General features: G+C 41.9%; 11 protein-coding genes. 5 read left to right on the top strand and 6 right to left on the bottom strand.

The features are described 5' to 3' along the window. Positions 1–87: 87 nt before the first annotated feature. The 3 genes from MLD56_RS06595 to MLD56_RS06585 all read right to left on the bottom strand — a co-directional run bounded on the left by MLD56_RS06595 (position 88) and on the right by MLD56_RS06585 (position 3,360). Positions 88–1,452 carry an ABC transporter substrate-binding protein gene (locus MLD56_RS06595; RefSeq protein ID WP_029516316.1) on the bottom strand — a complete coding sequence of 455 codons (1,365 nt, stop codon included), beginning with the start codon at positions 1,450–1,452 and terminating at the stop codon, positions 88–90. A 124-nt stretch (positions 1,453–1,576) separates the two neighbouring features. Continuing rightward, positions 1,577–2,398: a carbohydrate ABC transporter permease gene (locus tag MLD56_RS06590; RefSeq protein ID WP_029516315.1), complete on the bottom strand. Its 822-nt coding sequence runs from the start codon at positions 2,396–2,398 to the stop codon at positions 1,577–1,579. After that, complete coding sequence (locus MLD56_RS06585; RefSeq protein WP_029516314.1) at positions 2,395–3,360, bottom strand: carbohydrate ABC transporter permease; 966 nt, start codon at positions 3,358–3,360, stop codon at positions 2,395–2,397. The genes MLD56_RS06590 and MLD56_RS06585 overlap by 4 nt, the downstream gene beginning before the upstream one ends. A gap of 464 nt (positions 3,361–3,824) precedes the next feature. Here MLD56_RS06585 and MLD56_RS06580 point away from each other — a divergent pair, with 464 nt between their 5' ends. From MLD56_RS06580 to MLD56_RS06560, 5 genes are all read left to right on the top strand, one after another. Further along, positions 3,825–4,616, top strand: coding sequence for a polysaccharide deacetylase family protein (locus MLD56_RS06580; protein ID WP_029516313.1), 792 nt, complete (start codon positions 3,825–3,827; stop codon positions 4,614–4,616). Positions 4,617–4,828: 212 nt separating this feature from the next. Beyond that, on the top strand, positions 4,829–5,191 hold the full coding sequence (locus tag MLD56_RS06575) for a hypothetical protein (RefSeq protein ID WP_230584953.1): 363 nt from the start codon (positions 4,829–4,831) through the stop codon (positions 5,189–5,191). Positions 5,192–5,229: 38 nt separating this feature from the next. After that, positions 5,230–5,856, top strand: a complete 627-nt coding sequence (locus MLD56_RS06570; protein WP_241113492.1) for a class F sortase — start codon at positions 5,230–5,232, stop codon at positions 5,854–5,856. A 25-nt stretch (positions 5,857–5,881) separates the two neighbouring features. Beyond that, positions 5,882–7,003 carry an amidase domain-containing protein gene (locus MLD56_RS06565; RefSeq protein WP_029516312.1) on the top strand — a complete coding sequence of 374 codons (1,122 nt, stop codon included), beginning with the start codon at positions 5,882–5,884 and terminating at the stop codon, positions 7,001–7,003. A gap of 87 nt (positions 7,004–7,090) precedes the next feature. Then, positions 7,091–8,581 carry an oligosaccharide flippase family protein gene (locus MLD56_RS06560; protein ID WP_029516311.1) on the top strand — a complete coding sequence of 497 codons (1,491 nt, stop codon included), beginning with the start codon at positions 7,091–7,093 and terminating at the stop codon, positions 8,579–8,581. 217 nt (positions 8,582–8,798) lie between these two features. Here the strand turns inward: MLD56_RS06560 and MLD56_RS06555 are convergent, their stop codons facing one another. The 3 genes from MLD56_RS06555 to MLD56_RS06545 all read right to left on the bottom strand — a co-directional run bounded on the left by MLD56_RS06555 (position 8,799) and on the right by MLD56_RS06545 (position 13,412). Beyond that, positions 8,799–10,127, bottom strand: a complete 1,329-nt coding sequence (locus MLD56_RS06555; protein ID WP_029516310.1) for a prolyl oligopeptidase family serine peptidase — start codon at positions 10,125–10,127, stop codon at positions 8,799–8,801. 101 nt (positions 10,128–10,228) lie between these two features. Next, positions 10,229–11,110, bottom strand: a complete 882-nt coding sequence (locus tag MLD56_RS06550) for an AraC family transcriptional regulator (protein WP_029516309.1) — start codon at positions 11,108–11,110, stop codon at positions 10,229–10,231. Between the two features lie 1,174 nt (positions 11,111–12,284). Then, positions 12,285–13,412, bottom strand: coding sequence for a hypothetical protein (locus MLD56_RS06545; RefSeq protein WP_029516308.1), 1,128 nt, complete (start codon positions 13,410–13,412; stop codon positions 12,285–12,287). Between the last annotated feature and the right edge of the window lie 131 nt (positions 13,413–13,543).

The following is a 13,543-nucleotide window of genomic DNA, read 5'->3' as shown; positions in this document are numbered from 1 at the left end:
ACTCATTCGATCCGCTATGTCATAAAATCGGATGATAAGAAGGAGGCGCATTCTACGGATTATCATCTGATTTTAAGGGAAGGCCGACTATTTTTTCACGGTTTGATTATATTGCGCAATTTTGCCTGTGATTTCTTGGGTAGCTTGATCCAATGCCTGTTTGGGCTGTTGCTGGCCACTCAGAACAGCCTCGATTGCACCTTCGACGATTTGACGCGCTTCTGGGAATACGCCCATCACTGCGCCCTGTGTAGCGGTGGATTGTGCCGATGCGTGCAATTGGTCAACCGCTGTCTGGAATTGCGGATATTTTACCATATTGTCTTTGAGTACCTTCTCGTCATAGGCTGCTTTCGTGATCGGGAAGTACCCGGTATTCACACTCCATTGTGCCTGTACAGCTGGGGAAGCGACGAATTTAATGAACTCCCATGCTGCCTTCTGCTGGGCTTCGGGCTTGTTGTTCATGATGTACAAGCTTGCGCCGCCTACAACCACGCCGCCTTCTTTAGCTTCATTGGCTCTTGGCAGGAATCCTGTGCCTACTTCAAATTTATCGCCAACCTGCTCCACAATATTACGCAGCGAAGCGGTGGAATCCAGCGTCATTGCAATTTGCCCTGCGGAAAAAGCCTTTGCCGTATCGTCCGAGTTACGTCCCAGATTGGATACAACCTTTTCATCGATCATTTTCTTCCACCACGTTAGGGTTTTTACACCTGCATCCGAATTCAGCATGGATTCCGTTGCCGCTTGATCACGACCATTGCCATTATTCACATAATCTGCGTTCTGATTGGCAAACAGTTGTTCCATAAACCAGCCGTAGATGGCAATGGAAGCACCGGATTTACCATCCTTGCTCAAGGCTTTAGCAGCCTTTTCGAACTCATCATACGTTTTCGGAGGATTAGCTGGATCAAGTCCTGCGGCTTTGAATGCATCCTTGTTGTAATATAAAATCGGGTTTGACGTATTGAACGGCATGGCGTTCAGTTTACCATCAATCGTATAGTATCGTGTAATATTCGGCTCTAGCTGTGACAGATCGAACTTGTCTGCATCAATAAATTGTTGTACGGGTGTGATCATTTTGGAGTCGATCATGAATTTACTACCGATTTCATATACCTGAATGATGTCCGGTCCGCTGTCGGAACCAAGCGACGCTTTCAGCTTGTTCAAGCTGTCATCATATTTGCCTTGATATACCGGCTCTACCTGAATGTCCTTATGACTGGCGTTAAAATCAGCAGCGATCTGCTTGATTGCTTTTTCACCGTTACCGGACATCGAATGCCACCAAGTCAGCTTCACTGGGGAAGTCGCTGCTGCTCCATCACTACCATTACTCGGCTTCTCTGCAGCAGTATTATTGCTACAACCTGCTGCAACCACCATGGCAGTCAGAATAAGCAGGGTCAATGCACTTTTCAGACGAAAAAATCTCATAATCTCTCTTCTCTCCCTTTGATTAAATGATTCTTGAATTGGCATTCTCTTGCGATATTCTTGTGTGTTGAAGCTCTGTATATGGGCTGCTTGCGCAGGTGTTGCTTTCTTTTGACATATGTGGTCAGCCTTTAAGTGCACCCGCCGCCATTCCACGAACCAACTGTTTTAGTCCAAAGATCAGCAGGAGCAGAGACGGTAAAATGACAAGAGCCGTACCCGCAAATACCAGATTCCATGAAGTCGATTCCTGAAATTCGAGCATGGATATGCCGATCTGTACCGTGCGCATATTCTCGCTATTGGTGATTAGTAAAGGCCAGAGGTACGAATTGTACATATTCAGGAACGAATACACAGCCAGTGTTCCGAGCGCAGGGCGCGATAACGGAAGCACATGGAACAGAAAGTAACGGATATGTCCGCACCCATCCATACGAGCCGCCTCGAACAGTTCCTTGGGAAGCTGGAGAAAAAATTGCCTTAACAGGAATGTCCCGAATGCCGTCGCCAGAAAAGGAACCGTCAACCCTTGATATGTATCAAGCCAATTCCAGCTCCGTACCGTCAGGTAGTTTGGAATAATGGTCACTTCCCAAGGGATCATCATTGTCGCAACAAACATGCTGAAAATGAAGTTTTTTCCCTTGAATTCCATTTTGGCAAAGGCATAGGCCGCCAAGCTCGCTGTAATCAGTTGCCCAATCATTGTAAGACCCGAAATGAGAAATGTATTTCCAATAAAGGCTGCAATCGGAACGATTTCAAACACTTCAGTAAAATTGGCCATATGAAAAGAATGCGGGAAAAAGCTTGGTGGGTAAGCGCTCGCTTCCTCGGGAGACATGACTGCCATAAAAAACGTATATATAACCGGATACAAAATGAGAGCAGCTGCAATCGTAAGCAGCACATACAGCAATGTAGAATTCAGGTGTCGTTTCATTGGTAATGCACCTTTCTTTCCACCCATTTGAACTGAATCATCGTGAGCAGCAGAATGACAGCAAACAAGACAATGGCCTGCGCGCTCCCCGTTCCGAACCGGAAATTAACGAAAGCTTCCTGATAGATGGAATATACGAATACATTTGTACTGTTCACCGGACCGCCTTTGGTCAAAATGTTAATTTGAGCAAAAGACTGGAAGGCTCCAATGATGGAAACTACGGTCACAAAAAAGATCGTCGGTGATAACAGTGGCATGGAGATACGCCAGAACGTGACGAGCGGTCCAGCCCCGTCCATTTTGGCACTCTCATACATGTCATCTGGAATCCCTTGAAGTCCACTCGATAAGATAATGTAATTGAAGCCAAGATTCATCCAGATGGTCATTATGGCTACTGAGAACAGCGCCCAATCCGGGCTGGTCAGCCACGGAACCGGATTGATATGTAGGAGGGAAAGCACATAGTTGAGCATCCCCAGTGTCGGATGAAAAAGAAATTTCCAAATGACCGCAGATGAACCGACCGACAACACCATCGGCAGCGAAAAGGCAAACTGGAAGATACGCATTCCCCGCAATTTACTGTGTGTAAGTGCAGCCAGTACCAGCGCCAATAAAATACCTACTGGTACGGTTAACAGTGCAAACAGGAGTGTCACCTTAATCCCTTGCAGAAACAGTCCCGAGCTGAAAAGTGTAGTGAAATTATCTAATCCTACATATGCTGCAACGTTTCCTGCGGGATCTGTAGAATGCAAGCTAAGATAAACGGACTTGATCATCGGATAAAACATAAATATAACGAACAAAATAAGCGATGGAGCCAAAAAGGTATACGCCAGCGCGTTTTCGCGCAGTCTTTGAATTTTTAGCGAACCCGTGCGTATGCGGGCTTTAGACGAAGTCTGTTGCTGACTCCTCGTCCCCAGTCCCATAGATTTGTTAAGCTCACCCAAAACGGAGCGCCCCTTTCTTTTCAAACCAACCTCAGTAAGTGTATCGTTTCGATGTAAAGGGAACGTCAAGTGGGCTGGAGTAAAATGTTAATGTTTTTCCTTTTTGTAAAAGCAACTCTCTATAGGTATGAGCACAAGGACGGTTATAACCCTGTTGAGCTAGCGTTCGATCCAAATACAATCTGTCTAGTTAAAAAGACAAAAAAACCTCCAATTCCGTAAGGAGCCTGCCATTGGCCCATTACGAAGTTGGAGGTTTTAGTTATCTCTATACAATCTCCACTCGGCAGGTGGGTGAACACCTCGTTCACACCCTGATTAATCAGCGTGATGTTCCCTCTAGAATCCGACAAATAGATCTAATCTTGAGTGATTTGAAATGATGAATCTTAGAAACGGGGAATGGTATGCGCTCTTTCTTGGCAAGCTAATGTGAGAATACGTAAGAACGGAGAAGAAGCCTGATGAAATATAACCGATTACTATCTGCAAGTATCGCTGTTTCCTTGTTTTGTGCCAGCTTGTGCCCCACAACCTATACAAATACTGCACAAGCCGCATCTTACACCTCCCCTACTCCTACAAAGGGAAGAGCCTATTATGAAGAACGCGGCGACATTGTATGGGAAGTTCCTACCCATCGCAAGTTGATTGCCCTCACATTCGACGACGGACCGGATGGAAGCAATACGCCTGCCATTTTGGATTTGCTTAAAGAATACGATGCTAAAGCGACCTTTTTTGTCGTCGGCAGTCGTGTAGAAAAGCTGCCTCACCTTGTCAAGCGGGAACGAGAAGAAGGGCATGAAGTTGGCAACCATACCTTCCTTCACTCATCCTTTCAATATATTTCTCGCAACAAAGCTCTGTCCGAGTTGGATCAAGCTCAGGCGAGCATCGTACAGGCAACTGGTGCGGGGACCCATCTTTTTAGGCCACCCGGCGGCTCCTATACCGATTCGCTGGTCAAGCTCTCCAAGGAGAAAGGTCTCAAAATTATTTTATGGTCCTGGCATCAGGATACCTTAGATTGGCGAAAACCCGGTGTACATCGTATCGCTAATAAGGTCCTTCGCAATGTCCGTAACGGCGACATCGTCCTTATGCACGATTATGTATATAAAAGTACACAAACCGTCGAAGCCCTGAAAATCATTTTGCCCGAACTAAAAAAAAGGGGGTTTACCTTCGTCACTGTGTCTGAGCTGCTTGCCAATCGTAAGACGCCCGAAGGACTGATTGAAGTGAATAAATAGTAGATAGAAACAAAAAGACTCCGCCAGTTACTCGCCGACGGAGTCTAATTACTATCTGTGACACCCAAAGGACTAATTAAGTTCAATAGTTGAAGAGATAGGTATTTGTAATATAGTCCTTTTATATGAAATTATTGGTTACACAATACATTCTTTTTACGGCAACTATACTTACGAATTACAATTACAACTATTTAAAGGAGGCAATTACAATGAAAAAAGCAATATTGACTGTAGCGTCCCTTGCTGTATTTCTGTCAGCAGGATCGATGGTTTCTGCGGCTGCACCCGCAACAGAAAAACACGAGCAAAAAATGCATCAACATAAGGTTCATGCAAAACATGAACACAAGATGCATGCCAAGAGCAAGCATGAGAAAATACACAAGCTACATGCGCGTAAAGCTGCTCCTGCCAAAATCATAGGAGAAAAAAGTATTCATGCGAAAAGTTTGAAAGCAAAGGCAACAAAATTACCAAAAACTTGGATTCGGTGGCGCGAGCGAGCAAATGAATTAGGGAGGGTTAAAAGGAGAGGGTTAGCTTTATTAAACCCTCTCTCTTTCTTCATATGAACAATACATGGATCATTCGTATAGGAGTATTCTTAATTTTGCTGGGAAGTACGAGCTGTTCATCCTCTGTTGAACATCATCATAACTCTACCTACGCCCCGGCCAAATCTGAAATTCAACAAGTTAAAATAGCGAAGCCCTTACAGGTTAAAAATAAACCTTTTCAAGGAATCGTTCCATATATGCTCGATATTCCTGAGGTTCGTATTCATTCAATTATAGAACCGGTTACATTCTTAGAAAATGGTCAGATGGGCGTTCCAAGCAACACAAATCGAGTAGGTTATTTATCTACCGGTATATTGCCAGGGGCAGCAGGTAAGGCAATTATGGATGGACATGTAGATACATACACGGGCCCAGCTGTTTTTTATCCTCTTAAAAAACTAAAAAAGGGGGATTTCGTGTATGTGACTGGCGGTGGCGGCTGTAAGATTCAGTTTGCTGTCGAGTCTGTAAAATTTTACTTAACTTCCGAAGCACCGATTCAGAAAATTTTTGGTCCTACAGAAGAGCATCGTTTGAACTTGATTACATGTGCAGGTCGCTATAGCCGAAGCAGAAAAGAACACGAGGGAAGGCTAGTAGTTTACACCAAATTAGCACACATGAATTCAGCCTGTGAGAAACTTACTCAGGATAAGGGCAATTCCAAAACCAATTAAAACATTTTCAAGGAGAATGAATAATGTGCTTAAGATCGCTAAATTGCAATTGCTGTGCATGATCTTAATAATGATCCCCGCTTACAGCTTCTCTTCATTTCGTGTACAAGCAGAGCCAGCAAAACAAGATGACGTTATTCCTTTTCTTCAAAAGCTGTTTAATGATCGCACCCGGTTGTTGATGGATCAGGATAAAAAGCATATCGAGGACTATTATTTAGTAAAGCACAATCGAAGCAACTACGCATACCTTCATGAAATGAACAGAGCGGAATATATTCAGGAATGGGCCAAGCATCGAAAAATGAAATTCGTGAATGCAGAAAGCTCCATTCGGATATCCCGTATAGAAGTGTTAGGCGATACGGCAAAGGTGTCACTTGTTCAGTCCTTAAAATTGAGTTATGAGTATATCGACAGCTACCCCGGTCAGCATGATTTTGGAATTGGAACACGTCATGGCATTACACTTAGAAAAAAAGATAGCCGTTGGTACGTGGAACGTGAATGGTATTCAGATCCACTGGAAGAAAATCCAAAAAAAATTGAACCGCTTGATTCAAGTTTTATTCCTCATAAAGACTCGGTGCCATCAGAGAAGGTTATCCATAATTACAATAGAGCCCGAGCCATTGACTATGCTAACAAGTATGCTGGAATAACATGGGGAGCAGGAAATCGTCAGCGATATAACCCAAAATACCTGGATTATAACTCCAAAGGGGGCGACTGTACCAACTTCTCCTCCCAAGTTATCGGAGACAAGGAGGAAGGTGGAGGACTGCCTATGAAATCTGGGTGGCATTACTTGTATGGTAACGGCGGAAGCCAAGCCTGGGTTCAAACGGACGCTTTTAAAAATTTTCTGATACGCTCCGGCTATGGGAGGATTATAGGACAAGGGAGCTTCTCAGATGTTGTCCGCGCGGTCAATGGTCAGCAGCATCAATACAGACCACAGTTGCTGCCAGGTGATTTGATTGCTTACGTATTAAAAGGAGATGTAGACCACTTCTCCGTTGTTGTCGGATTCGATGAGGGTGGCTATCCTTTAGTTAACTCCCATACGGCAGACCGTTTCAGGGTTCCCTTCGACTTGGGATGGGATAGAAACACCCAGTATTTATTGATTCATATACAAGATTAAGCATCTTGAATCGCAACACTTGCTCATATCCCAAAGAGTACTGTCATAGAAATAGAATGGACAGCTTCTAATGGGGTGAAAAACGATTTGAAATTACCTCTTTTATTAAAACAAACTATGGTGAGAGCTAATGCGATGATCGTCGTGAAAGCCATAGGTCTAATCGGAAAAGTATTTATGATACGGCTAGTTGGAGCTGAAGGAATGGGCCTTTACCAGTTAGTCTATTCCTTCTACAGCTTAGTATTGATGATTATTTCCGGGGGATTGCCAACAGCGTTGGCTATGTTTACAGCTAAACATACGGCAAAAGGCTGGCGGTTGTTCAAAATTTTTTCAATACCCATAATTCTAACGGGATTGGCATGCAGTTTATTGACCTATTGGTTTTCAACGCCCCTTGCTAAATTACTCGGCTATCCGCAGATCAATTTTGTGATTCGATGCCTAGCCCCAGCTATACTGACCGTTCCCTTGTTAAGTCTGCTGCGTGGATATTTGCAAGGTCTTGAAAAGTACACTGCGATCGCCATTTCGGAAATCATAGAGCAAACTGCCCGGATCGGTACTTTGATGTTGCTAGTGCCATTATTTATCCAATCCGGCATCGAGTTTGCTGTTGGTGGAGCGGTACTTGGAACTTTTACAGGCGCGTTGTTATCCTTTGCTGTGCTTATTGCTTTTTTTATGTATAACCGCCCTTCTGTAGCTTTATCCCCTCCATCAATTCGAACAGATTTACCTTTAGTAGTACAAGCTTCCTTTGCTATTGCGCTTACACGTTTGCTCATACCTACGTCTGATTTTATGGATGCGATCATTATTCCCCAACGGTTACAAGTTGCCGGGGTTTCTTCTAAAGAGGCAGCGGAGATGTTCGGTATTGTTACTGGCATCGCCCTTGTTGTCGCTTATATGCCTACTGTGATTACAGGCGCGTTAACCCATACGCTCACTATGAAAATAACAGCAGACTGGCAAAATAAGAAGTACAACTCATTCTATAAAAAAGGCTATGCCGCTATTGAGGTAGCGTGGGTCTGGGGATTAGCCTCAGGTTTTTTCATTTTTAAATATGCCCCAGATATCTCCCTACTTGTTTTTGATATACAAAATGCCGAAATTCCTATTAAATCGTTGGCTATGCTACCATTACTCGTTGGATGGCGGGAAATCACAACTAGCGTCTTATGGGCACAAAATCGGAAGAAAACTCCCTTTATCGGCCTTTGCACAGGTGTACTTGCCAATTTCATCATTCTTTACTCCTTGGTTGCCATTCCCGATTTCGGGTATACCGGCATGTCCCTGGGGATCATAACGCTGGAGTTGATCGCAACAGGTTGGAATTTCAAAGTCCTTCAACTCTTTCAACGTGCCAAATCCTGTTTAGCCATTATGCTGTTAGTAGATATTTTAGTTTTTGAAGCCATTCTTATAGTGGGCATGTTGTGTTCCAAGACGTTATCCTCATTGGAATGGCCAGAGACGGCTCATATAATTGTGGAGGTAATCCATTACTGCTTCTGGTGTGCTTTGTATTTAAAGGTTCGATTAAAAAGCGTTTTCAAAGAGTAGGAAAGGCTTCTCATAAGTTTATCAAACTTATGGGAAGCCCTTTTCTATTTGAATGTTAGCATTTAGCTATGTGTATCATTCTTTTGCCGAGCTGCTCAAGTACAGTCTGTCATACTGATTCCTTGAGTTTTCGTCTGGGAAATGTATGTGCGTTAAGCGAAGTTGTGTTTACTATTACTGCTACGTCCAAGCTCAACGCTTTGGTTCATGCTATCTTTCAGTCCAATGTTTTGGAGGCAAGCCATTGCATCATCGTTGTTTTCTTTCCGTTAATCACCTTCGATACTTCGTTGTTATATACGTAAATCCAAGACCAATGGCCGTTGTATTCATACGGTGTTTGGTCGCTCTTCTTGTACAAACCAGAGGTATCCACTACGTTATCAAATAACGACATATGAACATCCTTTGCTCCAGCATTCACTAAACGGTTGTAAGTCGGAACCGTATAATCGTTGGGCGGAACCACGGTGTCGGTTTTGGCAGCCACAAACCAGATCGGCAGGTCCTTCATTTCGTTAATCTGTTCATCGGTTATAAGACTATCCTTCAAGGCTTCACATGCAACCACAGCTGCTGCAAAATAATCTTTATAGTCACGGATCATCAGCATAGTCATGTAACCACCGTTGGAGTCTCCACCAATGTAGATTCGATCTGTATCAATGTCTTTGTTTTGGGCCACGTAATCCTTAATTAAGGACATCAATGCTTGCTCATACTTGGAGGTTCCGTCCCCAAAGCTTGTAAAGCCATCCATCCAGTAGGTTGGGGTCTGAGGTGCCAACACATAAGCCCCGCCAAAATAGGATTGGATATCCTTAGAGGCAAAATTTGCTGCTTTATTTCCGGCAATCGGAATCGTTGGATCGGTACCTCCCTCACCCATACCATGCAGCCAGATCACCAAAGGGTTTTTCACTTTGTCTTTTGCCGGTGCATAGTCTGCGTAGGTTAAAGTAACTCCATCAAAAGTAGATTTACCGGTCGCAAATTGATCAACCAACTTCCGTATCTGTCCTGCGGAAGTATCAATCTTCAAATCGGAAATCGTTCCGGATTTGGTTTTAATAGTTTTTTGCTGCGTGATCGTGTATTTGTTATCATTCCATGCATTAAACCCGGAGCCTGCCGCATCATAATGAATAGCGGAGCTTAGTGTTAATGTCGGACCGATTTCCATTTCCAATACAACATAGCTTCCGGTTTTATTTACAGGATTGCCACTTTTGTCCGATACATAGGCCTTGGTGACTTTCCGGTTGCCATTTTCAATAAAGGGATTTAACAACCGATTGTCGCTCCTTCCCACATGCACCTTAAATGTATCCTTAGTTATCGCATCTTTAGGGACTGGCTTACCCAGGTTAACAATGATCTTCGTAATGGCTGCTCCCCAATCCTTAACTTCCGCAACCGTCCGGTATGAGGTGGGCTGTATCTTTACATCCTTGGCCCATGCACCGGAGCTGAAAACAAGAGTCGTACCGATAGCTAAAGTGAGTAACATAGTTGTCTTAGCAGCCTTTTGAAACCGTTTAAACATGATGTCTTACCTCCCAGATCCATTAATAGAACGCTTACATTGTTTATTTTAATAATCTTTTTAATTTGCATCCTGTCTTTTATTAGCCTAATTCAGGTCAATTACTGACTCCTTGCTCCAGAATACCTCTTGTTCTCTTTTCGATATTGATGCGGTGTTGCCTGGAAAACCTTCTTAAATACCCTGGCAAAAGACTTCTCGTTCGGAAAACCGTGCTCCAACGCAATTTGTATGATGGAATGATCCGTATTCATAAGAACACGATAAGATCTCTCCAGACGGATGGCATTGATATATTGAAATAGAGTCATCCCTACATGCTTCACAAAAAAACGGGACAAATATTCGGGAGATAGTCCAAAAACCTGGGCTATGGAATCCAGGGATAAGCTTTGATCGTAATTCTCTTTGATATAATTGGTTATCAGCGTCAGCCGCTCCAAATATTTATCAGAGTTAAAGCCGGGGATAGATTCATTGTCCATTTTAAAATGCATTAATAACAGATACACCAGTTTATAAGATAGCGATGTTAAATGGATATGTGCTAAAGAGTCATTATGCTGATTGAGATAAGCCACAAATAAGGTGTTTAGCAAATCACGCAGCTCCGCAAAATGCTGTAATCTCTGCTCGTTAGTTTCGAAAATGGATATACAGTCAAATGAAATGGGGTTACTGCCGTTGACATTTGCTCTAATAAATTCAGAAGGAATCAGAACGGTTATGGCCTCTCTTCCTTTTCCCTTAGCCACAGAAAAGGAATGAATAGCATTCGAATTAATGAGCACAATATCTCCTTCTTTGGAGCTATAGCTCGCACCATCAATATAGATATGGTCAATTCTTCCTGAAAGTACATAGGATATTTCGATGCTATCGTGCCAATGCCCAGGTATGTATGCTGGTTCATTGGAGGAATGAACTATAATTTTTAACGGAAAATGATTGTCTGCCTGGACCAGCTCATATTTGTATTCCAAGTTTATCGCTCCTCTCAGATGTGACCTCATAAATAGAAGAAAATGGCTTCAGCAGAGTGCCGAAACCACTTGTATTTAACCTCCCTCTCTCTATAAACAAAAAAACCTAAGTATAACAAAATACATAAGATCCTTGGATCTTAACATTTTGTTCCTTAGGTTTTGCCTGCGTAACAGTAACAATCCTAGTGCTATTCATTTAATTAAGCTAAGTATATAGTGGGTTGAAATACATGTCAACGCTTTCATTTTAGAGCGTAATGAAGTGAAAAAACTGGATTGATTCTCGCCGATAAACGTTTCTGAACTTAACTCTTATTTTATAACATGGTTTGTTCCCTGTTCAGAAAATTTCATTTGCCTATATTCATTCATGTTATTCTTTCTAGCGTCCAATATTCTAATACCCTCTGAGATTCTGTGCTAGAATAGGATTTTATCTGAAATTGTTTTTCTGAATTGTTCATTAAATCACCTCTAAGGATTATTTTTGTGCAAGCATATTATGTTCTAAATTGATTTTGTTATGTAACAAAAATGGATGTTTTCCATAAACACATACTTCATAGGTTCTTCTTCAGCTCATAGTATCGACCAGATCCATTCTCTGATCTTATTGTAAAAAATGATACCGGGTATCCTAAACATGAAAAAATGCAAAGGTCCAAATTTAAAGGAGGCAGCTTTTGTAAGGAAGGACAACCAAAAAGAGCCCCAGAAAATCCCAGGGCAAGTTCTACTACTTTGAAGTTTTTGGAAGTGTGATAAATTAACCTTAATACATATGGTTCCATTTTGACTATTCTGCTTTATCTCCAGTCAACCAGCTAAGACCATCGATTAGGCCTTGTTTCTTGAATTTTTGATAATTCGCTTTTGCTTCCTCCTTTCCGCCTCTTACGATCTTCAGTTTGTTACTGGATCTTGTTTGTTGGATGTGTCATTAAAAACGTTTCTGGATTTTTGAGAAGTTATTTGTTGTACCAACATCTTGGGTCGCAGTAGCGGATATATTGGCAGAATCAGTTACACTTGCAAAGATCGCACTCGGCACGACAACAGCACAACAGCTCCCAACAACTAATAGATAAGGCTGATACAAAGAATAATTTCTTTTTCATATATTATTCCTCTTTGTATTACTAGGTGGTAATGCCAGCCATCATTGAAATTGTTAAATCCAAGTGTCTTGTTTGTTTTTTGAGGATCTTAGATGAACAAGAACCAAGTTGGCTGTATTTTTAATTCCATGGAAAATAGTATCCTCGTTGATTATCTCAGATCTAACCTTACTATAGTGATCAGCAATTTCTTTTAGAGTCCATCCTTTAATTTGATAATCTACGAGCCATTTAAAATGTTCTAAATTTCTCTTCTCTTTATCTTTTACATATCCTCGTTCTTGAAGGAATTGCTCTGTTCGTTCACGATATAGATTTTTATATTGTTCATAATATGTGTCTATGAGTCTCTCGAACTCTTTCCAGGTTTCTTTCCGCGGATCCCAACCCTTCCCGCCCTCCCATGGTTGTGTAAGTGAGTTAGTTTTAGACGAATCCATGATTTTAGCTTCAATAATATTGCTCTTACTTTCGTCAAACATTCTAAGCATTTCAAAAGCATGGATATTCGGTTTATCGTTTCCAGACAAACAGAATATATCTTCTGGGGAAAACACGAAAGGGAAATATCTCGAAAAAAATGAATGATATATTTTTTCTTGTTTACCGACACTTCTACTTAATTCAATATCGTCGTGTTCGTCCTCAAAGTAGAGATACTCTGATAATGATAACTGTTCCTCATACGGCCAAGAGCATTTGTAAATTGACATTGCGCGAAGAGCCTCCGGACCGACTTCAAGATCTTCAGCGTGCTTTTTTATATTCAGCTGTCTTTCTTTTCTTGATTCCTCTTTCCGGTCATCATAATAGTTAGCAATCCCCCATAGAGCCAAATTTAGGTACAAGTCTCCATCTCCTGTTAAGTGGTACTTAGTAGCCCAGCCGTATAGACTCTCTTTTAATTTCATATATTCAGGAAAGTAATCTGTGCGGGCTGCTTTTATTAGTTTCCAATTTGACGGCTCTTCATTGGGAGTCAGTTCCTTTTGACTTGCATACCATTGAAAAGCTTGTGTATAGCTTTCATAAACGCCATGTTCTAATTGTTCCAGTACATCTGGTGCCATTTGTTCTATTAACTTTACAAACAATGATATGGCATCGTGTTTTCCTGAGTCTATTAACACTGGTGAACCATTATATTTGATCCGATTAGGATGATAGTACAAACCCCTCATATGTTTCGGTCTCCCTTCAAAGTAAAAGATTTATTTCTATTCTAGAGTATATAAGTCAATGGGAACATGAATTGCAGCAAATCGATTCTAATTCAACTAAGAAAACAATCAACAAACCTTATGTACTACTA

Origin of the sequence: Paenibacillus peoriae (assembly GCF_022531965.1) — a bacterium.
In the GTDB taxonomy this organism is placed as follows: domain Bacteria; phylum Bacillota; class Bacilli; order Paenibacillales; family Paenibacillaceae; genus Paenibacillus; species Paenibacillus polymyxa_D.
The sequence above is the reverse complement of the archived record's forward strand: the minus strand, read 5'-3'. Positions and strand labels throughout refer to the sequence as shown.